Genomic DNA, 21,724 nt, shown 5'->3' with positions numbered 1-21,724 from the left:
ACGCGTGATCGCCAGGGCACTGGCCCTGCTGCTGGCCCTGGCGAGCCTCCCCGGTATCGCCGGGGAGCGGGTGGATGCTGCCGACTACGACGCCTTCTGGGTCTGGAGCGGCGTGCGCTCCCAGGCGGTGCTGGCCGAAGCCCGCACACTGTACATCCTCCAGGGCCAGATCGACGGGCCACGCCAGCCCGGTGACCCGCAGGCGCGCTTCATCGCCCAGGGCATGGCAGTGCCGCGCCTGTCCAAGGGTGAAGTCTGGGTGGTCTACCGCGCCCATACCCTGCGCTGGACCGAGCCCATCTACGCCACCCTGCTCGCCCAGCTGGAACGCTGGCGCCGCGCGGGCAACCCGGTGGTCGGCGTGCAGATCGATTTCGATGCCCGCACCCTGCACCTGGACGGCTACGCCGACTTCCTCGAACAGCTGCGCCAGCGCCTGCCCCGGCAATACCGCCTCGGCATCACCGGGCTGCTGGACTGGGGCAGCAACGGCGACCCGGCGGTGCTCAACCGCCTGGGCAAGGTGCTCGACGAGGTGGTGGTGCAGACCTACCAGGGGCGCCACAGCATTCCCGACAACGCCCGCTACCTGCCACGGGTCGCGAAGCTGCAACTGCCCTATCGCATCGGCCTGGTGCAGAACGGCGAGTGGGAGCCACCGGACTACCTGGAAGACAGCCCCTGGTTCCGCGGCTACGTGGTGTTCCTGCTCAATCCCTGACCAGCCGAACGGCACGCCGGGTCACTTCCCAGCGTGGGGGCCCCCGCGTATTCTGGCCCTATGCCAGCATCCCGCCGCCTCTTCGTCCTGTTGCTGTTCACCTGCCTCGGCGCCTTCGCCCACGCGGGGCCGCTGCGCATCGTCACCGATCCCTGGGCGCCCTATGTCTTCGTGGAGAACGGCCAGGCACGCGGCCTGGACTATGACGCCAGCGTCGAGGTGTTCAAGCGCCTGGGCGTGGAGGTGCACTGGGACTTCATGCCCTGGAAGCGCTGCCTGATCGAGATGGAGAACGGCCAGGCCGACGCCGTGCTGGATATCTTCATGACCGAAGAGCGCCGTCCCCGCCTGCATTTCGCCGACGAGCCGCTGTCCAGCGCCGAGTTCGTGCTCTTCTATGACCGCGCCCGCGCCTATCCCTTCAACCGCCTGACCGACCTCCAGGGCCTGAAGGTCGGCACCTCACCGGGCTACTGGTACAGCGACAGCGACTTCCGCACCTCCGAGCTGTTCACCCGCGAGCCGGCGCCGAGTCACGAAGCCAACCTCGGCAAGCTGGTGCGCGACCGCGTCGACCTGGTGGTCAACGACCGCCGCGCCGGGCTGTGGCTGGCGCAGCACCTGGGGCTCGCCGAACAGGTCGCCCACCACCCCCGTCCGGTGGGCGAAGACCCGCTCTACCTGGCCTTCCGCCGCACCCCCGAACTGGGCGAGTTGGCCCAGCGCTTCGCCGAGGAACTGCGCCGCTTCAAGCGGGAGCCGGCCTACGCCACGCTGCAGGCGCGCTACCCGGTACGCGAACAGGCCTGGGCCGACGGCCTGGATCGCAGCACACCGTTGAGCAGTCGATAGGCTGCACGCCGGAAATGCTCTGTTATACTCCCGGCTCCCGCCAGGTATACGCCCGGATGTTGGCCCCCCAAGCCAGCAGGACCGGACGGGAATCGCGCCTCCCCGCTGCGATTTTCTAGCCAGGCAGACACTCCCCCGGGCCAAGCCCTAACTAGACAGGATTTCCCATGTCCTTTGCCTCCCTCGGTCTCTCCGAGGCTTTAGTCGGCGCTGTGGAAGCAGCCGGCTATAACCAGCCCACTCCGGTGCAACAGCGGGCCATTCCCGCCGTGTTGCAAGGTCGCGATCTGATGGTTGCGGCACAGACTGGCACTGGCAAGACCGGCGGCTTCGCCCTCCCGGTTCTCGAGCGCCTGTTCCCCAATGGTCACCCGGACAAGTCGCATCGCCATGGCCCACGCCAGGCCCGCGTCCTGGTCCTGACCCCGACCCGCGAGCTCGCCGCCCAGGTCCACGACAGCTTCAAGGTCTATGCCCGTGACCTGCCGCTGGCCAGCGCCTGCATCTTCGGCGGTGTCGGCATGAACCCGCAGGTCCAGGCCATGTCCAAGGGCGTCGACGTCCTGGTCGCCTGCCCCGGTCGCCTGCTGGACCTGATAGGCCAGGGCAGCATCGACCTCTCCCACGTGGAGATCCTGGTACTCGACGAAGCCGACCGCATGCTCGACATGGGCTTCATCCACGATGTGAAGAAGGTCCTCGCCCGCCTCCCGGCGAAACGCCAGAACCTGCTGTTCTCGGCGACCTTCTCCAAAGACATCACCGACCTCGCCGGCAAGCTGCTGCACAACCCCGAACGCATCGAAGTGACGCCGCCGAACACCACGGTCGAGCGCATCGAGCAGCGGGTGTTCCGCCTCCCGGCCAACCACAAGCGCGCGCTGCTGGCCCACCTGGTCACCGTCGGCGCCTGGGAACAGGTCCTGGTGTTCACCCGCACCAAGCACGGCGCCAACCGCCTTGCCGAATACCTCGACAAGCATGGCCTGCCGGCCGCCGCGATCCACGGCAACAAGAGCCAGAACGCGCGCACCAAGGCCCTGGCCGACTTCAAGGCCAACAGCGTGCGCATCCTGGTCGCCACCGACATCGCCGCCCGCGGCCTGGACATCGACCAGTTGCCCCACGTGGTCAACTACGAGCTGCCCAACGTCGAGGAAGACTACGTGCACCGCATCGGCCGTACCGGTCGTGCCGGTCGTAGCGGCGAAGCCATCTCCCTGGTCGCCCCGGACGAAGAGAAGCTGCTCAAGGCCATCGAGCGCCTGACCAAGCAGCGCATTCCCGATGGCGACATGCAGGGCTTCGACGCCTCCGCCGTCGAGGCCGAGCGCCCCGAAGTACGCCCGCCGCAGCCGGCCCGCCAGCCCCGCGCCGACCGTCCGAAGCGCGAAGCGGCCACCCCGGCCGCCGCCGATGGCGAAGGCAAGCCGCGTAAGAGCCGCAACCGTCGCGGCAAGGGCAAAGGCAAGGACGGCGAGAACGCCCAAGCCACCGCCTCCGCCAACAACAACCAGCAGCAGGCTCGCCCACAGCGTCCGCCGCAGCCCGCGCGTGATCGCGACCCGGAAGAGTTCCTCGACGACGACGTGGACAACTTCGGCAACCGCGCCGATTACGTCAGCCCCTACCCGGACAAGACCCAGAGCCGCAACCGCCGTGGCGGTCAGGGCCAGGGTCAAGGCCAGAACCAGGGCAGAAGCCAGGGTCAGGGCCAAGGCGCCGGTGCACGTGGCCAGGGTCAAGGCCAGGGCCAGGGCAAGAGCCGCAGCGGTGGCGGCGGTGGCGGCCAGGGTGCTGGCAACGGTCAGCGCCGTAGCGGTGGTGGCCAGGGTCGCAGCAACGGTGGCCAGGCCCGCCGTGACGAGCCCCGCGCCTCCCGCGGCCGCGAGGAGCCTGCCGTGCAGGAACCGCGCAAGCCGCAGCCGAAGATCATCCACAAGGAATCCAAGGGTGATCGCTTCCCCACCGCGGAGCAGTTGGACCAACTGTCCAACAGCAACCGCCCCCGTGGCGAGAAGCCGGCGCTGCTGACCCGCAACCGCTGAGCTGCAACGCCATGAAAAACGCCGGCCCCAGGGCCGGCGTTTTCATTTGTGCCTCGGAGCACCGCATCGTAGCCCGGGAAGAGGCACCCAGTTCCGACACGGCACTGCGTTGTGCCGGAAATGAAAAACGCCGGCATCAGCCGGCGTTCTTCGTCATCCGCGCAATCTTACTTGCGCACACCCTCGAAGGAGATGATCAGCTCGACTTCCTGGGAAGCCGGGCCGAGGTCCTTCTGGATGTCGAAGTCCTTCAGCTTCAGGGTGGTGGTGCCTTCGAAGCCGGCACGGTAGCCGCCCCACGGGTCGTCGCCTTCACCGATGAACTTGGCCTTGACCACGACCGGCTTTGTCACGCCGTTCAGGGTCAGGTTGCCGGTTACGTCGGCGGTGCCGTTGCCGGTGGATTTCACGCCAGTGGACTCGAAGGTGGCGGTCGGGTTCTTGCTCACATTGAGGAAGTCGCCGCTCTTGATGTGCTTGTCGCGCTCGGCGTGGTTGGTGTCGACACTGGCGGTCTGCAGGGTGACCTTGATCTTGCTCGCTTCCGGCGCCTTGGCGTCGAAGCTGAAGGAGCCGTCGAAGTCCTTGAAGGTGCCGTACAGCCAGCTGTAGCCCAGGTGGCTGATCTTGAAGTTGACGAAGGCGTGCTGGCCTTCTTTGTCGATGGCGTAGTCGGCGGCCATGGCCTGGCCGGCGAACAGGGCGGCACCGAGGGTCAGCGCGGCGAGGGATTTCTTCAGCATCGGTATTTCTCCTTGTGAGGGTGCAGCTTATTTGGCGGCGCGCCCGAACATGCGGGTCAGGGTGGCGTCGCGATCGATGAAGTGGTGCTTGAGCGCAGCGAGCGCATGGACGCCCGCGAAGATCACCAGGCCCCAGGCGAGGTATTCGTGAATGACGCCGGCGACGTCTTCCTGGTCGGGAATGCTGGTCAGGGTCGCCGGCACTTCGAACAGGCCGAACACGGCAATGCCGCGACCGTCGGCGGTGGAAATCAGGTAACCGGAAACCATGATGGCGAACAGGCCCAGGTAGAGCGCCAGGTGACCCAGTTTGGAGCCCAGGCGGGTGAGCTGGCCGTGGTTGGGCAGGGCCGGCGGCGGCGGGCTGACGAAGCGCCAGAGCACGCGAGCGAGCATGACTAGGAACAGCAGGATGCCGATGCCCTTGTGGATGTCAGGGGCGGTCTTGTACCAGCCGCTGTAGTAGTCGAGGCCGACCATCCACAGCCCCAGCCCGAACAGGCCGAAGACGACCAGGGCAACGCCCCAGTGCAGGACGATGCTGACGAGGCCGAAGCGGTTGGGAGTATTGCGCCACTGCATCAGGAGGTTTCCTTGAAAAACGGATGGGCCAAGCCTAGCGGCAAAAATATCGAAGAAAAGTAGAAAATGTCGCTTTGAAATATCGGGCAATACGATAGGTAGGACGAATTGGCCCGAGCGGGAATTAGGCGTGGGAAGGGGCTTTAAGTTCTGTCCGAGGTGCACGAACGGCACCCCGGAGGCGACTGGAGGTCACGGGCATTGCGCCCGTGGCGCCATCAGTTGAACAGGCGGGAGAAGAAGCCCTTCTTTTCTTCCTTGGCATCGGCCTTGGCCGGAGCCGGGGCGGCGGCAGCAACCTGCTCGACCGGTTCCAGGCTCTTGCCGGCGAACAGGTCACGGGCCTGGCTGGCGGCGCGCTGGCCACTGCGCAGGGCGCCTTCCAAGGTGCCCGGGTAGAGCGCGTCGGTGTGCTCGCCGGCGAAGATCACCCGGCCCAGGGGCTTCTCCCACATGCGCCAGTAGAGGCTGATTTCGCCCGGGCCATAGGCCAGGTAGGCGCCGCCCACCAGGGAGTCCTTGCCGTAGCGGCGCAGCTCGTAGCCGGTGAACTGCTCGCGGGCGCCGGGGAACAGCTTGTCGAAGCGGATCAGCACCTGGTCGACCATCTGCCGGTCACCGAAGGCCTGCAGCAGGCGCGCGTTGTCGCCGGAGATATTCACCAGCAGGTTGGCACCGCCCTTGAGCGCGGGCTCGACCCACATCATGCCCAGGCCCTGGTCGCTATAGACCTCACCGGAGAGGCGCGACTTGCCCCACACGGGCTTCTTGAACTTGAGCAGCATCTGGTCGCGCCAACCGTAGTTGATGTCCTTCAGCGAGCGCAGCTGCAGGGCAGACAGCGACGGGGTGAGGCTGATTTTGTCCAGCGCCGGCAGCGGCACGGCGAGCACCACGTAGTCGGCGCTGTAGCCGGCGCCGCCCACTTTCACGGTGACGCTGTCCTTGTCCTGGACGATGGCGGAGACCCGCGCATTGGTCTTGATGGTCTTGATCTTCTTGGCGAAGGCCTGGGCCAGGGCCGCACTGCCACCCGGCAGGCGGGCAGCGCGCAGGTCGCCTTCCGGCAGGCCGCGATAGACCCGGCCCTGCTGGGCGAGGTAGAGCAGCGACAGGCGCGAGGGCTCGTCGTAGCGCGAACGGATGCGCTGGTCCACCAGGGCGCGGGAGGTGGGCGGCAGCGCCAGCTTGTCGAGCCAGCGCGCCACGCTGATGGAGTCCAGGGTCTGCAGGGTGTGGTTGACCAGCGGCTGCAGCGGATCCTCGATGGAGGCGGCGAGATCATCCAGGCTCTTGTCGAAGCGCTTCAGCCCCTCGACAGTGCTGGGCGCTTCCTTGAGCAGGTCCGCCTCGTTGAAGTAGCGCCCGGCGATCAGGTAGCCCGGGGTGCGCACGTACTCGGGCGCGGCCACGGTCGCCAGCTTGAACCCCTTGAGGTAGGCATTCAGGGTCGGCTGCAGCTTGTCGGAGCCGATCCACTCGGTGCTGGCCAGGCCGGAGCGCCCGCCGATGCTCGGCTTGGCCTCCAGCAGGGTCACCTGCCAGCCTTGCTGCTGCAGCTCATAGGCCGCCGTGAGGCCGGCCATGCCACCGCCGACCACGATGGCGGCCGGTTGCTTTTCCTTGCCCTGCGCAACGGCACTGAGCACTCCCAACACAACAAACGCACAGGTGCGCAGCCAGGCAGCAGACATTGGATTCCCCCGAGGAACGGTCGTATTTCTTGAATGGCGCGCAGGATACGCCAGGCACCCGGCAGCCACCAGAGATGCCCGTCGGCGCCGGCCATTGTGCCGGCGCGGCGCGCTTGTCCATCTCACCCCTATTGCATAGTCTTCCCCGACCCTTTCCGGAGACCACCCCATGGGCCTCAACGCCGACTGGATGAAGCGCGACCTCGACGTGCTCTGGCATCCCTGCACCCAGATGAAAGACCACGAACGCCTGCCGGTGGTGCCCATCCGCCGTGGCGAAGGCGTCTGGCTGGAGGATTTCGAAGGCAAGCGCTACCTGGATGCCGTCAGCTCCTGGTGGGTCAACGTCTTCGGCCACGCCAACCCGCGCATCAACCAGCGCATCAAGGACCAGGTCGACCAGCTCGAACACGTGATCCTCGCGGGCTTCAGCCACCAGCCGGTGATCGAACTCTCCGAGCGCCTGGTGAAGCTCACGCCCGCGGGGCTGGACCGCGTGTTCTACGCCGACAACGGCTCCTCGGGCATCGAGGTGGCGCTGAAGATGAGCTACCACTTCTGGCGCAACCAGGGCCGCGAGGGCAAGACGCGCTTCATCACCCTGACCAACAGCTACCACGGCGAGACCATCGCGGCGATGTCGGTGGGCGACGTGGCGCTGTTCACCGAGACCTACAAATCCCTGCTGATGGACACCCTCAAGGTGCCCAGCCCCGACTGCTACCTGCGCCCCGAAGGCATGTGCTGGGAAGAACACTCGCGCACCATGTTCGCCCACATGGAGCGCACCCTCGCCGAGCACCACGGGGAGGTCGCCGCCGTCATCGTCGAGCCGCTGATCCAGGGTGCCGGCGGCATGCGCATGTACCACCCGGTGTACCTCAAGCTGCTGCGCGAGGCCTGCGACCGCTACGGCGTGCACCTGATCCACGACGAGATCGCCGTCGGCTTCGGCCGCACCGGCACGATGTTCGCCTGCGAACAGGCCGGCATCGCACCGGACTTCCTCTGCCTGTCCAAGGCCCTCACCGGCGGCTACCTGCCCATGGCCGCGGTACTCACCAGCGAGGCCGTCTACCAGGGCTTCTACGACGACTACCAGACCCTGCGCGCCTTCCTCCACTCGCACACCTACACCGGCAACCCGCTGGCCTGCGCTGCCGCCCTGGCGACCCTGGACATCTTCGAGCAGGACAAGGTGATCGAGGCCAACCGCGCTCTGTCGGTGCGCATGGCGCAATCCACCGCCCACCTGGTGGATCACCCCCATGTCGCCGAAGTGCGCCAGACCGGCATGGTGCTGGCCATCGAGATGGTCCAGGACAAGGCCAGCCGCGCGCCCTACCCCTGGCAGGAGCGCCGTGGCCTCAAGGTCTTCCAGCACGCTCTGGAACGCGGCGCGCTGCTGCGCCCGCTGGGCAACGTGGTGTACTTCCTGCCGCCCTACGTGATCACCCCGGAGCAGATCGACTTCCTCGCCGAAGTGGCCAGCGAAGGCATCGACATCGCCACCCGCGACTCGGTGAGCGTCAGCGTCGCCAGCGACCTGCATCCCAATCACAGGGATCCGGGCTAGAGGAGCAGCCGGAAGCTGGAAGCTGGAAGCGCCGCACGGGTAGACTTCAGGCTTTCAGCTTCAGGCTTCCAGCTCCCATGCGCCTTTCCCGCTTCTTCATCGACGCCCCCCTTTCCATCGGCCAGCACGAGCTGCCGGAAACCCAGGCCCATTACATCGGTCGCGTGCTGCGCCTGGCCGTGGGCGATGCCGTGCAGCTGTTCGACGGCTCCGGCCAGGAGTACCTCGGCGAGCTGGTGGAGGTGGGCAAGAAGAATGTGCGCGTCGAGCTGCGTGAGGCCTTCGCCGGCCAGGCCGAGTCGCCGTTGCGGGTGCACCTGGGCCAGGGGCTGTCGCGGGGCGAGCGCATGGACTGGGCGATCCAGAAAGCCACCGAACTGGGCGCCGCCGAGATCACCCCCATCGTCAGCGAGCGCTGCGAAGTGCGGCTTAAAGATGAGCGCGCCGACAAGCGCCTGGCCCACTGGCGCCAGGTGGCGATCAGCGCCTGCGAGCAATGCGGCCGCTCGGTGCTGCCGGTGATCCACGCCCCCGTCAGCCTCGCCGACTGGCTGAAGCAGGTCGACGCCGACCTCAAGCTGGTGCTGCACCCGGTGGCCGAACCCCTGGCCAGCCACGCCAAGCCCGGCACCCTGGCCTTCCTCATCGGCCCCGAAGGCGGCCTCAGCGACGCCGAAGTCGCCCAGGCGCAAACCGCCGGCTTCCATTCGGCACGCCTGGGACCCAGGGTGTTGAGGACGGAGACAGCGCCGGTGGTGGCGCTCAGCGTGGCGCAGCAGTTATGGGGTGACTTTTAGCTGGAAGCGTTTTTAGCTTGAAGCTGGAAGCAAAAGCCAAGGCACCGCTTCCGGCTTCCGGCTTCCGGCTTCCGGCTTCCGGCTTCCGGCTTCCGGCTTCCGGCTTCCGGCTTCCGGCTAGATAATCCCCGCATCCTCGAGCATCTGCTCGAGTGCAATGAGGTCGGGGATGCGCGCGATGTCGTTGCCCAGTTGTACGGCGTCCAGCTCCAGGGGAGCGAGGGGGACGGCGGCGCGGGGGAGGTCTGAGTCGACCTTGAGCGAGCGCGGGATGCCCTGCACCAGCAGGGCGATGAACTTGACGTGACCACGGCCGCCCAGGGCGTTGAGCACCACCACGCGGGCGCCGGCGCCGGTCTGGGGCTGGCCGTCGGAGGCGGCTTCGAAGGACAGCAGCGGCAAGCGCAGGTCACGCCAGGCCACCTGGCCGAGGAACCAGGCCGGCATGCCCGCCGATACCTGCGGCGCGCGATAGGGGATCAGCTCGGCCACCGCCACGTTGGGCACCAGCAGGGTGCGGTCGGACAGCGGCACCAGCAGGCCGGTGAGGCTGTTGGCGCTGTTCGGGTTGGTGACGGCTTGGCTCATGGTTCTTCCTTCAACGATTCTTCATTCCCGGCGTTGTCGCCCTGGGCCCTCGGGCCTCAGGCGCACTGCTCCGCCAGGTGGTTCACCAGCGCCTGGGCCAGCTCGCGGGGATCGGCGCTGAAGGTGCTGTAGCCACCCTCGCGCAGGCTGTCGGGCATGCTGGCGCAGGCGCAGCTGTCGCCACGCTGGGTCCAGATCGGCGCGCCCTGGCGGCGTACATAGGCGGCGGCTGCACTGCCGTCGCTGCCCATGCCGCTGAAGGCAATGACCCCGCACTGGGCACCGTAGTGCTGGGCGAGGTTGAGCATCACCTGGTCGATGGACGGGCTGTAGGGCTCCGGCCACGGGCGTTCGCCCACCAGCATGGCGCCGTCTTCGGCAAAGCTGAGTTCATGGCTGATGGGCACCACCACCACTTCACCGGCACGCACCGCATCACCGGGGCGGGCCAGGTTGACCGGCCACTGGCTGTGACGGCCGACGGCCTGGGGCAGCGCCGTTTCGAAGGTCGGGTCGATGTGCTGGGCATAGATGAAGCCAACGGGCAGGCCGCCGGGCAAGGCATCAAGGAAGGCCTTCACCGCAGCCGGGCCACCGAGGGACGCCGCCAGCAGCCACACCTGGCGTGCCGGCTCACCGGCTACCAGCGGCGTGTCGGCCAGGGCGCGGGGCAGGTCCAGGCGCGCCGGGCGCTGCGCATCGCTGAGCAGGGCTTCGAGGCTGGGACCGACGGCCACGGCCGGGTCGCCCACCAGGCGCTTGAGCTTGCCGAACAGGCGACGCTCCCAGCGCGGGTAATTCTCCGAGTGGCGCTCGGGGGCATGGCCCTCGCCGAACAGCACCGGTGCGCTGGCGCGTTCCATCAGGTTGTCGACCAGGGGCGAGTCGTCCGACTGCGCCAGGTCCACCAACCACAGGTCCACTTCGCAGGCGCTCAGGGTTTCCTCATCCAGCCGTGCCGGATCGCTGTTGAGCACCACCTGGTAACCGTTGCCCGCCAGCGCCTGCTGCAGCACATGGCGCTGCAGCGAGGTGTCGGCGATGACGGCGATACGCGCAGAGGTTTTCTCAGTCATTTCCCTTGACCAGTCGCTGGATGGTTTCAAGCAGCAGGGACTCCTGGTACGGCTTGCCCAGGTAGTCGTTGACGCCGATGGTCATGGCCCGCTCACGGTGTTTCTCACCGGTACGCGAGGTGATCATGATGATCGGCAGGTCTTTCAGTCGCTCATCGTGGCGCACCAGGGTGGCCACTTCGAAACCGTCCATGCGCGGCATCTCGATGTCCAGCAGCATGATGTCCGGGCGGTGTTCCTGCAGTTGCGAGATCGCGTCCACCCCATCCTTGGCGGTGAGCACGTTCATGCCGTTGCGTTCCAGCAGGCGGCTGGTGACCTTGCGCACGGTGACCGAGTCGTCCACCACCATCACCAGCGGCGGACGGTCGTGATCGAGTTCCGCCGGCAGCGCCGCCTGGGTGGCGGAGCGCGGCAGCATCTGCACCAGGTGTGCGTGCATGGCGCGGATGGTCGCCAGCAGGTCAAGGATCACCACCACGCGGCCGTCACCGAGGATGGTGGCGCCGGAGATGCCGTGCACCCCGGAGAACTGCGGGCCGAGGCTCTTCACCACGATCTCGCGGGAGCCTGCCAGGGAGTCCACCTGGACCGCCACGGCGTGCTCGGTGGAGCGCACCAGGATCACCGGCAGCGGCAGGCTCTGGCCCACCAGCTTGGGTTGCTGGCCGTTGTTCAGCAGGTCGCCCAGGTACTTCAGTTCGTAGGCCTGGCCGGCGTACTCGAAGCGCGGGGCATCGGGCTGGTAGTAAGCCTCCAGCTCGTACGGGGAGACCCGCACGATACCTTCGATGGTGTTCAGCGGGATGGCGTAGAGGTCTTCGCCGGAGAGCACCATCAGCGCGCGGTTCACCGATACGGTGAACGGCAGGCGGATGAGGAAGCGGGTGCCCTCGCCCGGCGTCGAGTCGATGCTCATGGAGCCGCCGAGCTGTTTCACCTCGGAGTGCACCACGTCCATGCCCACGCCACGGCCGGAGATCTGCGTGACCTTCTCGGCGGTGGAGAAGCCGGCTTCGAGGATGAACTGCAGCACCTCGTAGTCGGAGAGGTCGGAATCGGCGTCCATCATCCCGCGCTCGATGGCCTTGCGGCGCACGGCGTCGAGACGGATGCCACCGCCGTCGTCGGCCAGGGCGAGGACGATATCGCCACCCTCGCGGCCCAGGGTCAGGCGGATGGTGCCGGTTTCCGACTTGCCGGCGGCGCGGCGTGCGTCGACGGATTCGATGCCATGGTCCACGGCGTTGCGCAGCATGTGCTCCAGCGGCGCGACGATGCGTTCGAGGACGGTACGGTCCATCTCGCCTTCGGCGTTGCCGACGACGAATTCCACCTGCTTGCCCAGTTCGCTCGCCACCTGGCGGACGATCCGGCGCAGACGCGGCACCAGGCGGTCGAAGGGCACCATGCGCGTACGCATCAGGCCTTCCTGCAGCTCGGTGTTGACCCGTGCCTGTTGCAGCAGCAGGGTTTCGGCGTCGCGGTTACGCGCCGCCAGGGTTTCCTTGAGGTCCAGCAAGTCGGACGCGGACTCGAACAGCGCACGGGACAGCTGCTGCAGCTGCGAGTGGCGGTCCATCTCCAGCGGGTCGAAGTCCTCGTAGCCGGCACGCTCGGCCTCGGCCTGGTAGCGGCTGAGGATCTGCGCCTGGGTCTCGGTGTCGAGGCGGCGCAGCTGGTCGCGGACCCGTTCGATGGTGGCTTCCATCTCGCTCAGGGTGAAGCTGAAGTCGCTCACCTGCTGTTCGACACGGCCACGGAAGATCGAGGTTTCACCGGCCAGGTTGACCAGGCCTTCGAGCAGGTCTGCCGGTACCTTGACCAGCTCCTGGGGTGCACGGCGGGAGGCGGCGTCCAGTGCGGCTTCCTGGGCCTTGCGGACGAAGGGCAGGACCTTGTTCTCGGCCACCACCTGCGGCACGGCGCTGGCAGCGACAATGGGCGCGGCCAGGGTGGGCACGGGGGCCTGCGCGACCGGGGTCGGCTCGGGGGCTTCCGGTTCCTGGGCCTCTTCGGCAAGCACCGCGTTCAGGCGCTCGCGCAGCTGGTCGAGCTCGGCCTGCAGGCCCTCGAAACCGGATTGCACATCGAGGAACAGGCTGTCCGGCCAGGGCGCGCCTTGCTGTTGCGCTTCGGTCAGGTGCTGTTCAAGGTCGTGGCTGAGGTCGCCCAAGCGTTTCTGCCCGGCCAGGCGCGCACCACCCTTGAGGGTGTGCAGCAGGCGCAGCAGTTCGTCGATCTGGGCACCGTCCTCGCGCTGCTCTTCCCAACGACCGATGGTGCGCTCCATGGCTTCGAGCAGGTCATCGGCCTCTTCGAGGAAGATGTCGAGGATGTCGTCGCTTTCGCTGGCATCGTCCTCGACCACGTCGGCGGCGGGCTGCAGGTGCACGCTGGAGGGCATGCTCAGCTGCTCGTCCGGGTTGGCCCGGAAGCGCTTGATGGCGTCGATCAGGGCATCGCCGCTGGGCACGCCACGCTTGTCACGCACCGCTTCGAGCATCTCGGCGAGGCGGTCATGGCAGGCCTGGAGCAGGGCGAACAGGCCCGGGCTGGCGCGCAGGCGCCCGCCGCAGAGGCCTTCATAAAGGAATTCGAGTTCGTGGGCGAGGTCGCCGATCTCGCGGATCTCGGCCATGCGCGCACCACCCTTGAGGGTGTGCAGGTCACGTTGCAGGGCTTCGACTTCGAGGATGTTGTTGACGTCGTCCATCCAGCGCTGCAGCGAAGCGCCGGCGCTGTCGATGATGTCGAAACCTTCCTCGAGGAAGATTTCCACCAGTTCCGGATCGCGATCATCGAAGGCACTGGAGACGGGCTCGACGGCGCGGGGTGCTTCGATCACCGGTGCGGGCTCGGGCTCGGGCTCGGGCTCGGGCTCGATGGCAGCAGGCACTTCGACCTCAGACAGGTCCAGCACTTCCGGCTCGGCGTGCAGCTCGATCACGGGCTCAGCTTCAAGCTCGGCTTCAAGCTCGGCTTCGGCTTCGGCTTCGGCTTCGGCCGGCGCGCTTTCCTGGGCCTCGTCAACCAGCCACTGGTCGAGCTCGGGCTCGTCGTCGCTCACCGGTTCGGCGTGCAGCACGTGCAATTCGGGGTCGACGTCCGCAGGGGCATCGGGCAGCAGCTCGGCCACGGCTTCCGCCGGCAGCTCCTCCACCACCGCGTCGATGGCGTCGATGGCCGCCTGGGTGTCCAGCGGGTCGGCTTCGTCGATCAACGCCAGGGGCGGCTGTTCTTCGTCGATGACGATGCTCTCACCAAGCTCGGCGCTTGGGGCGTCGTCAGCTGGCTCGATCGCTTCGACCTCGGCGAGGTCTTCGATGTCGTCGAGCGGTAGCGCAACCGCTGCTGCGGAAAGGCTCAGCCCACCGTTCTGGCGAAAGGTGCGGATGGCATGGATCAGCGCCTGCGGGTCGTTCAGCGGCATGCGTGCCTGCAGCTGGTCGAGCAGCACGGCGAGGCTGTCGTGGCTCTGCTGCAGCAGGCCGCCGAGGGCCGGCGAGTAGCTGAAGCGGCGATCCACCAGGCCTTCGTAAAGGGATTCGAGTTCATGGGCGAGATCACCGATGGGGGCGATCTCGGCCATGCGCGCACCACCCTTGAGGGTGTGCAGGTCACGCTGCAGCGACAGCAGCGAGCCATGGTTGTCGGGTTCGCCCAACCAACGGTCGAGGGATTGCCCGGCGCTTTCCAGGATATCCACCGCCTCTTCGAGGAAGATGGCGACCATTTCCTCGTCGAGGGATTCATAGACGCTGGGCGTGTGGGCCGCAGGGGCCTCGACCACCGGCTCCGGCTCGACGATCGGCGAGGACAGGTCCTCCTCCAGGCCGGCAGCGGTCAGCTCGGGCAGGGTCACCTCGTCGAACTGCGCAGGCTCTTCCATCAGCTCCGCCAGGGGCGGCAGCTCGGCGTCGGTGGCGTTCCAGTCGATCAGGCCTTCCAGGTCCGTCTCATCGAGTTCCTCGATGGTCAGCCCGGTGGTCAGCTTGGGATCGAGCAGCGCCAGGGCAGCGGGGTCGACCGCTTCCTGCAGCAGCTCGCGCAGGGCCTGCACGCGCTCGGGCTGGGGCGTGACCTGAAGGGCCGCAGCCACCTGGTCCATCATGCCGATCAGCGCTTCGTGGGCACGCTCGGCTTCGGCGAAGAAGCGCTCGCTGACGGCGAGGCTGCCTTCTTCCACGGAACCGTAGGTGTCGAGCAGGGCTTCGCAGAGCTCTTCGATCTGCGGCAGCTCGGCCATCTCGGCACCGCGGCCGAGGGTGTTCAGTTCTTCCAGCAGGGCACCCAGTTCCTGGCGCTCGGACGGGTGCTCGCGCCAGCGGCGCAGCAGGTCTTCGGCATCCAGCAGGATGTCCATGCCTTCAGCGAGGAATATGGAGATCAACTGCGGGTCGCGTACCGCCTCGCCCCGCTCACCCAGGCGCGCGGCTTCGGCGGCGCCGAGACGATCCTGATGCAGCTGCTGCACACGCTCGAGGAACTCGGCGGTGCCGGGGATCCCCGCCAGCGGCGTGGTTTCCAGTTGCTCCAGCCCGGCGCGGAACAGGTGTTCGGCGTCGCGCAGCAGCTCGGCCTCGGCCAGGTCCATCTGCACCAGGTTGGTCTTGTATTCCTTGGCCAGCTTTTCCAGGGGCGTGGCGATCTCGGCGATCGGCAGGATGCCCGCCATGTGCGCACTGCCCTTGAGGGTGTGCAGGGCACGCTGGAGGCTGTCGGTGACCGGCTGCGGCAGGGACTGGGCGCAGTCGGCGAGGAAGCCCACCAGGCTGTCGAGGTGCGTCTCGGCCTCGTTGCGGAAGATCTCCAGCAACTGCGGGTCGAGCGGCTCTTCGTCGCTTTCGACGGCGACGGGGGCGTCCGCGATGACGGTTGGCTCCGCGACGACCGGTGCTTCCGGCTCGCCCTCGGGCTCGACTGCCTGTGCTGAGTCCGGGGCTTCAGATTTTGGGAGTCGCTGCCCCTTCGCCAGGGCGTGTGCCTCGGCGGCCAGGTGGTCGACATCGTCGCGCTGGCGCTGGGCCTTGGCGGCGAATTCGTCGACCAGTTGCGGCAGCAGGGCGACCACGTCCTGGATTACGCCACGGACGTCTTCGTCGGGCTGGATGCTTCGATCCAGCACGCGGTTGAGCAGGTTCTCGATGGACCAGGAGAGTTCGCCGATGACCAGCGCGCGCACCATGCGACCACTGCCCTTGAGGGTGTGGAAGGCGCGGCGGATTTCGGTCAGGGCTTCCTTGTTGTCGGTGTCGGCCAGCCACTGGGGCAGGAAGTCACCGATGGTCTCCAGGACTTCGCCGGCCTCTTCGATGAAGACTTCCAGCAACTCGTCATCCACCGGCTCTTCGTCGGCAGGCGGCGGCAGCAGGCTGGGCGGCACGTCGCCGGCAGGCGGGTTGATGGCCTGGGTGGGCGCGGCCATGACATCGGCCATGGACAGCGGCTTGTGCTCTTCGACAACAGGTGCCTGTGGCTCGATGGGGGCAGTGGGCAGCTCGACCTCGGGGAGGTCGAGGCCGGTGAGCTCCATGTCGTCCCAGCTCATCGTGGACTCGGGCAGCGGTTCCAGGCTGAGGACTTCGCCTTCGAGCGGTTCGAGGCTTTCCAGCGGCGTGGCGTCCGGCAGCGGCTCCAGGTCGTCCAGATCGAAGCTCTGCAGGGGCTCCAGGTTGTCCTGGGGTTCCTGGGCGGCATGCAGCTCCAGCGGCACATCGAGGCTGAAGTCGATGACTTCGGGCGCTTCGGTCGGCAGCTCGCCGAGGTTCCAGTTGTCGTCGGAGACCAGCAGCTCGGCGCTGTCGGCAGCGGGCGCTTCGAGGCTCAGCTCGTCCAGGGCCGGCAGGGCGTCCAGTTCGCCCAGGGCGGCGGGCTCGGTCAGCGCGTCCAGTTCGGGCAGCGGGTCGAGGTCCGGCAGTTCGTCGAAGCTGGCGACGGGTTCAGCAACCCGCTCGGGCTCGGCGTCGATGGCCGGTTCCAGCTCGGCAAGGGGTTCAAGCTCGGGCAGCGGTTCGAGTTCCGGCAGTGCGTCGAGGGCGGCCGGCGGTGTTTCCTCGGTGCTCTCGGCGGCGACCGGCTCGGCGAATTCGGCGGCGACCAGCAGGTCGTCACCCTCGCTCAAGGGCTCCAGGTCCAGCGGCTCGACCAGCTCCGATTCCTCGGCGGCCAGCACTTCGATTTCCTGCAGCGGGTCGGCCAGAGGCAGCGGTTCTTCTTCCGGCTCGATGCGGTCGAGGATCGAGGGCTTTTCCTTCAGCGGGTAGCCCAGCGCCTCCAGGCTTTCCTCGGCCACGTCGAGAATCAGGTCGCCCTGGGTCGCGTGGTCTTCGGAGAGACGTTCGAGGTAGTACTCGACGCTGGTGATGGCGTCGGCGAGGGTGTCCAGGCTCTGCCAGTTGGGCACGGCCTTGCGCGCCAGGAGCTGCTCCTGGATGTAGCGGTTGCAGGCTTCCAGCAGGGTCGCGGCACGGCTCAGCGGGATCATCGCCAGGCCACCACGGACCTGGGTCAGCAGCTCGGGGACGCGAGCCAGGTGCTCGTGGTTCCACTGCGAGGCGATGAACTCGATGATCGCGTCCTTGGCCTGTTCCAGGCCATTGCGCGCTTCCTTGATCACCAACTGGTGGATCTGCGCCACGTCGGTGGTGGGCAGGTGGCTTTCTTCGGCGCGGCGGTCATCGGCCGGGCCGACCATGCCATTGAGGGTGGCTTCGACATAGAGCAGCGCACCGGCGACGTCCATCAGCACGGCGTCATTGGGTTCGCGCTGGCCGAGGGACAGGCTGTGGACCACGTCGATCTGGTCGAGGATGACCCGACGCGGCTGGCCGAAGCCCAGCACGGCGAGGGTGTCGGCGATCTGCTTGAGGGGGGCCAGCAGGGAATCCAGCTCGGCGACGCCGCGGCGATCGCTGCGCACGAAGATGTCCAGGCTGTCCTTGACCCGTACCAGCTCCTCGCAGAGGGCGGTGACCACCGAGCGCATGGCGTCGCGGTCGGGGCCGGCGAGGCGGGCACGCTCCTCGTCCACCACGTCGGTGTCGGGCAGCGCTTCGTCGAGGCGGTACTGTTCCTTCAGGGCGCGGATACGCGGCGACTGGGCAGGGGCCTTGGCGATGTAGAACAGCAGGTTCTTGACTAGCTCCTCGGGAGCCGGCTGGTTGATGCCGTCGGCGCCCTGGTCAAGCAGGCGCTTGAGTTCCTTGTCGATCTGCCGCAGCAGGGTGCGCACGGAGGTGCCGTTGACCACGCTGCCATTGGCCAGGCCTTCGACCATGCCGGAGGCGATGGGCCAGAGCGTGCCGAGGGGCGCTTCCTTGCACAGGGATTCGAGGCGGGCGAAGACGCGCGCCATGTAGCCGAGGTTGGTGGCCAGGTCCTGGTTGCGGATGATCCCCACCAGGGCCAGCTGCAGCATCTGCCGCAGCTTGCGCAGCAGCACCGGCAGTTCGGCGGTGCGCATCTGCGCCAGGGCGTCCATGGACAGCGCGGGCAGGCGGCTGGAGAGGTCCGGGGAGAACAGGCTGGTTTCCGACAGCAGTTTCTCGCCCCGCGCCGCGCGCAGGTCGTTGAGCAGCGGCAGCACCACCATGGGCAGGTCGCGGCGCGCACTCTGGATGCGGTCGAGGTAGACCGGCAGCTGCAGGATGGCCTGCATCAGCACTTCCAGGGCTTCGCCCTGGTTGGTCACGCGACCTTCCATCAGCGCCTGGGCAAGCTGTTCCATTTCTTCGGCGAGCAAAGCCGCGCCGTAGAATTCGACCATCTGCAGGGTGCCGTGGACCTGGTGCACGTAGGTCAGGCAGAAACGCATGCGCGTCGGGTCCTGGGTGTTCTCGACGAACGCCTCCAGAGCCTGTCGCGCCTGCTTCAGGGTTTCCGCGATCTCGCCCTTGACCCACTCAAGGGCGACATAATCGTGCCGATCACTCATAGCCGTCTGCTATCCCTTCCGGGTGAATGCCAGAACCTGATCGTTGGCCACCGGAACCAGGTCCGGATGGTGCCAACCCACTACTTCGCCCACGCCCACCACCATCAGGCCTCCCGGCGCCAGGCGCTCGGCCAGGCGGTTGAGGATTTCACGGCGACGCCAGCGGCGAAAATAGATCAACAGGTTCTGACAGAAGATTACGTCCATGCCGGACATTGGCGCCTTCGCCAGTTCCAGCACATTGAGCCGGGCGCAGCAAACGCGCGCGGCCAGGCTCTCAACAACTTTGAAGCGGCCATCGTCCATGACCTGGAAATAACGTTCGCCCTGGTCAGCATCCAGCTGTTCCAGGCGGCGTGCCCCGTACACCCCTTCCCGCGCCTTGTTCAGGGCGCTGAGGCTGATGTCGGTACCGGTCACACCGAAGAATTCCGGCCGGTCGCTGTCCTGCAGCGCCTCGGCGGCGGCAATCGCCAGCGAATAAGGCTCCTCGCCGCTGGAACAGCCGACGCTCCAGAGCGCCAAAGGGCTGTCCAGGCCCGCAGCGACCCGCTCACGCAAGTAGGCGTCGAGCAGGTCGAAGGAGGGGCGATGGCGAAAGAACCGGGTTTCCTGAACGGTGAGGCGGTCCAGCAGCGTGGACCATTCCACAGCACCACGCGGGCCGTCTGTGACCTGGCGGTAGTAGATGCTGTAGTCGTCAACGCCCAGTTCGCGCATCCGTGCAGTGAGATTGGTCTGCAGGAAGGCGCGACGCTGTTCGTTGATCACCACACCCGTGCGTTCCTCGAGCAGCGACTGCCAGTCGTGGAACTGCGCGGGCGTCATGTCGGCCAGGGGTTTCAAGGCCCACACGCCGCTTGGCTGCATGCTGTCGTGCCTCTCGCTCATGGCCGCTGCGCCGCGGCGTCAAGCCGCGGCATCTCCCTTGGTCAGGCCTGTTCCGGAGCGTCCGGCAGGTTGAAGCCGGATACCGATTTGCGCATCTCGCTGGCCATCTTGGCCAGGTTACCAATGCTCTTGGCGGTAGCAGTGGTACCTGCGGAGGTCTGCGAGGTGATCTCCTGGATCACGTTCATGGTGTTGGAGATGTGGCCCGCCGAGGACGCTTGCTGACGAGCGGCGTTGGAGATGTTCTGGATAAGGGCCGCGAGGGTCTTGGATACCTTCTCGATCTCTTCCAGTGCCACACCGGCGTCCTGCGCCAGACGCGCACCACGTACCACCTCGGAGGTGGTCTGTTCCATGGAGATAACCGCTTCGTTGGTGTCGGTCTGAATGGTTTTTACCAGGGCCTCGATCTGCTTGGTCGCGGCGGAGGAGCGTTCCGCGAGTCGCTGGACCTCGTCCGCTACCACGGCGAAGCCGCGGCCCGCGTCACCGGCCATGGACGCCTGGATCGCGGCGTTCAGTGCGAGGATGTTGGTCTGGTCGGCAATGTCGTTAATCAGGCTAACGATGTCACCGATCTCCTGGGACGATTCACCGAGGCGTTTGATCCGCTTCGAGGTGTCCTGGATCTGCTCACGGATGTTATCCATGCCGGTGATGGTGTTGTGCACCACTTCGTTGCCCTTGTTGGCGATGGCTACGGAACGTTCCGCTACCGCGGAGGATTCCGAGGCGTTCGCTGATACCTGGTCAATCGACACCGCCATCTCGTTGATGGCCGCCGAGGCGCCGGCGATTTCCTGCGCCTGGTGCTCGGACGCTTCGGCGAGGTGCATTGCAGTGGCCTGGGTTTCCTGGGCCGCCGCCGCTACCTGCACGGCTGTCAGGTTGATGGTCTCTACGAGGTCGCGGAGCTGGTCGATCGAGTAGTTGATGGAGTCCGCGATCGCACCGGTGAAGTCCTCGGTTACGGTCGCGGCCACTGTCAAGTCACCGTCCGCAAGGTCGGCGATTTCGTCGAGCAGTCGCAGAATCGCCGCCTGGTTACGTTCGTTCTTCTCGGCGGTCTCGGCCAGTCGGCTGCGGGTGGTCTGAACCATGACCAGGCCGATCAGGATGATCGACCCCAGGGCCAGGGCGCCCAGCAGGTAACCGGCGAGGGTGTTGAAGCTACGGCCTTCGGCCTGCTTCTCGAAGCCGCCGGCCAGGGTGGAGGCTTTGTCCAGCAGGGTCTGCGAACCGGTGAAGATGGTGTTGGCGGATTCACGGACCTGGAACAGTTCGGGCGAGGTTTCGAGAATCTCGTCCACGGAACCGGAAACGAATTCGAACAGCTCGGAAATCTCTTGCAGGCGCTCCAGGGCTTCGTTGTCGGTCACCTTGGAGATTTCCATCGCCGCGTTGCCTTCCAGCATCGCGTTCAGTACACGGCCGAAGAGGCTGGCGTCGCGGCCGAACATGTCGGCGGCCTGTACGGAGTCTTCGTCACCGGCCAGTACCTTGTTCACCGAGCCGAGGATACGTTCGGCCAGCAGCGACTGGCGCTGGGCTACCGAGACCTGGTCGGCGGGCGCGCCGCTTTCCAACAGGATGTCGACCACTTCCTCGTACTCGACCTGCAGCTGCGGAATGGTTTCCGCCAGGGTCGCGGCTACCTGGTGCAGGGAGAGAACGGTCTGTTCGCTGGCAAGGATGGCGTCGGAGTTCTGCCGCAGGCTGTTCCAGTCGGCCTGCACGGCGTCCATCTCGGCCTTCACGCCTTCCGGAGCGGGCGGCAGACCGGTGTTCTCGTCGCCATTGACAAGGATGTTCCAGCGCTTCTCGAAGTCGTTACGGGCGTCTTTCAACAGGGCGAAGGCCTCGGCCTTGCCCGCCGCCGCTTCGGTGGCGTTCTTGGCGATACGCTGGGACAGTACGCGCAGCTCACCGGAGTGGCTGAGGTATTCCTTGTCGTAGTTCGCCTGGGTGTTCAGGTATGCGAAGTTGGCGAACAACAGCACGATGGACACGATCAGGACCACGAACAGCCCTGCGATCAACGTACTACTGCGCGTTCCCGCAAGTAGATTGCCTGCGTTAAGTTTTTTCATTATCGGGCCCCCGCCTGGACCAACAACACAACGATTTCCATGTAACGCCAAAGGGCCGGCATGAACCGGCCCAACCTTGAATCAACGGCACCACCGGCGCCGCGTGCGTGCCGGGGAATCGCCCCGCCAC

Annotated in this window: 12 protein-coding genes and 1 pseudogene; 5 read left to right on the top strand and 8 right to left on the bottom strand. The window is 66.7% G+C overall.

Going from position 1 to position 21,724, the window contains the following annotated elements; genetic code table 11:
* Positions 1-7 precede the first annotated feature (7 nt).
* The 3 genes from PI990_RS02250 (at position 8) to PI990_RS02240 (ending at position 3,621) form a co-directional block, all read left to right on the top strand.
* Positions 8-721, top strand: a complete 714-nt coding sequence (locus PI990_RS02250) for a DUF3142 domain-containing protein (protein WP_431483541.1) — start codon at positions 8-10, stop codon at positions 719-721.
* A 60-nt stretch (positions 722-781) separates the two neighbouring features.
* A complete protein-coding gene (locus PI990_RS02245) occupies positions 782-1,573 on the top strand; it encodes a substrate-binding periplasmic protein (protein WP_271659706.1) in 792 nt (263 codons plus the stop codon).
* A gap of 167 nt (positions 1,574-1,740) precedes the next feature.
* A complete protein-coding gene (locus tag PI990_RS02240; RefSeq protein WP_271659705.1) occupies positions 1,741-3,621 on the top strand; it encodes a DEAD/DEAH box helicase in 1,881 nt (626 codons plus the stop codon).
* A 167-nt stretch (positions 3,622-3,788) separates the two neighbouring features.
* Here the strand turns inward: PI990_RS02240 and PI990_RS02235 are convergent, their stop codons facing one another.
* The 3 genes and pseudogenes from PI990_RS02235 to PI990_RS02225 form a co-directional block, all read right to left on the bottom strand.
* Positions 3,789-4,364, bottom strand: coding sequence for a YceI family protein (locus tag PI990_RS02235; protein ID WP_271659704.1), 576 nt, complete (start codon positions 4,362-4,364; stop codon positions 3,789-3,791).
* 27 nt (positions 4,365-4,391) lie between these two features.
* A complete protein-coding gene (locus tag PI990_RS02230) occupies positions 4,392-4,946 on the bottom strand; it encodes a cytochrome b (protein ID WP_021218383.1) in 555 nt (184 codons plus the stop codon).
* 224 nt (positions 4,947-5,170) lie between these two features.
* Positions 5,171-6,640 (bottom strand): annotated as a pseudogene (locus PI990_RS02225) (FAD-dependent oxidoreductase); the annotation flags it as partial.
* A gap of 169 nt (positions 6,641-6,809) precedes the next feature.
* Between PI990_RS02225 and PI990_RS02220 the strand changes: the two are divergent.
* Both PI990_RS02220 and PI990_RS02215 read left to right on the top strand, forming a co-directional pair.
* The gene (locus PI990_RS02220) at positions 6,810-8,216 is read left to right on the top strand and encodes an adenosylmethionine--8-amino-7-oxononanoate transaminase (protein WP_021218381.1); all 1,407 of its coding nucleotides are present in this window, start codon (positions 6,810-6,812) and stop codon (positions 8,214-8,216) included.
* 77 nt (positions 8,217-8,293) lie between these two features.
* Positions 8,294-9,013 (top strand): 16S rRNA (uracil(1498)-N(3))-methyltransferase, encoded by a 720-nt coding sequence (locus PI990_RS02215; RefSeq protein ID WP_021218380.1) that lies wholly within the window; start codon positions 8,294-8,296, stop codon positions 9,011-9,013.
* Between the two features lie 117 nt (positions 9,014-9,130).
* Here the strand turns inward: PI990_RS02215 and PI990_RS02210 are convergent, their stop codons facing one another.
* The 5 genes from PI990_RS02210 to PI990_RS02190 form a co-directional block, all read right to left on the bottom strand.
* The gene (locus tag PI990_RS02210; RefSeq protein ID WP_021218379.1) at positions 9,131-9,601 is read right to left on the bottom strand and encodes a chemotaxis protein CheW; all 471 of its coding nucleotides are present in this window, start codon (positions 9,599-9,601) and stop codon (positions 9,131-9,133) included.
* Positions 9,602-9,657: 56 nt separating this feature from the next.
* Positions 9,658-10,677 carry a chemotaxis protein CheB gene (locus PI990_RS02205; RefSeq protein ID WP_021218378.1) on the bottom strand — a complete coding sequence of 340 codons (1,020 nt, stop codon included), beginning with the start codon at positions 10,675-10,677 and terminating at the stop codon, positions 9,658-9,660.
* The gene (locus PI990_RS02200; RefSeq protein ID WP_271659703.1) at positions 10,670-18,613 is read right to left on the bottom strand and encodes an Hpt domain-containing protein; all 7,944 of its coding nucleotides are present in this window, start codon (positions 18,611-18,613) and stop codon (positions 10,670-10,672) included. The genes PI990_RS02205 and PI990_RS02200 overlap by 8 nt, the downstream gene beginning before the upstream one ends.
* Positions 18,614-18,622: 9 nt before the next feature.
* The gene (locus tag PI990_RS02195; protein ID WP_031287350.1) at positions 18,623-19,483 is read right to left on the bottom strand and encodes a CheR family methyltransferase; all 861 of its coding nucleotides are present in this window, start codon (positions 19,481-19,483) and stop codon (positions 18,623-18,625) included.
* Positions 19,484-19,545: 62 nt separating this feature from the next.
* The gene (locus tag PI990_RS02190) at positions 19,546-21,594 is read right to left on the bottom strand and encodes a methyl-accepting chemotaxis protein (RefSeq protein WP_031287349.1); all 2,049 of its coding nucleotides are present in this window, start codon (positions 21,592-21,594) and stop codon (positions 19,546-19,548) included.
* Between the last annotated feature and the right edge of the window lie 130 nt (positions 21,595-21,724).

Origin of the sequence: Pseudomonas sp. TUM22785 (assembly GCF_028198105.1) — a bacterium.
GTDB classification, from domain to species: Bacteria; Pseudomonadota; Gammaproteobacteria; order Pseudomonadales; family Pseudomonadaceae; genus Metapseudomonas; species Metapseudomonas solani.
The sequence above is the reverse complement of the archived record's forward strand: the minus strand, read 5'-3'. Positions and strand labels throughout refer to the sequence as shown.

Excerpts from the sequence above, each read along its gene's own strand:
- PI990_RS02245 (WP_271659706.1), top strand. The coding sequence starts at position 782 with ATGCCAGCATCCCGCCGCCTCTTCGTCCTGTTGCTGTTCACCTGCCTC.
- PI990_RS02240 (WP_271659705.1), top strand. The coding sequence starts at position 1,741 with ATGTCCTTTGCCTCCCTCGGTCTCTCCGAGGCTTTAGTCGGCGCTGTG.
- PI990_RS02235 (WP_271659704.1), bottom strand. The coding sequence starts at position 4,364 with ATGCTGAAGAAATCCCTCGCCGCGCTGACCCTCGGTGCCGCCCTGTTC.
- PI990_RS02230 (WP_021218383.1), bottom strand. The coding sequence starts at position 4,946 with ATGCAGTGGCGCAATACTCCCAACCGCTTCGGCCTCGTCAGCATCGTC.
- PI990_RS02220 (WP_021218381.1), top strand. The coding sequence starts at position 6,810 with ATGGGCCTCAACGCCGACTGGATGAAGCGCGACCTCGACGTGCTCTGG.
- PI990_RS02215 (WP_021218380.1), top strand. The coding sequence starts at position 8,294 with ATGCGCCTTTCCCGCTTCTTCATCGACGCCCCCCTTTCCATCGGCCAG.
- PI990_RS02210 (WP_021218379.1), bottom strand. The coding sequence starts at position 9,601 with ATGAGCCAAGCCGTCACCAACCCGAACAGCGCCAACAGCCTCACCGGC.
- PI990_RS02205 (WP_021218378.1), bottom strand. The coding sequence starts at position 10,677 with ATGACTGAGAAAACCTCTGCGCGTATCGCCGTCATCGCCGACACCTCG.
- PI990_RS02200 (WP_271659703.1), bottom strand. The coding sequence starts at position 18,613 with ATGAGTGATCGGCACGATTATGTCGCCCTTGAGTGGGTCAAGGGCGAG.
- PI990_RS02195 (WP_031287350.1), bottom strand. The coding sequence starts at position 19,483 with ATGCAGCCAAGCGGCGTGTGGGCCTTGAAACCCCTGGCCGACATGACG.
- PI990_RS02190 (WP_031287349.1), bottom strand. The coding sequence starts at position 21,594 with ATGAAAAAACTTAACGCAGGCAATCTACTTGCGGGAACGCGCAGTAGT.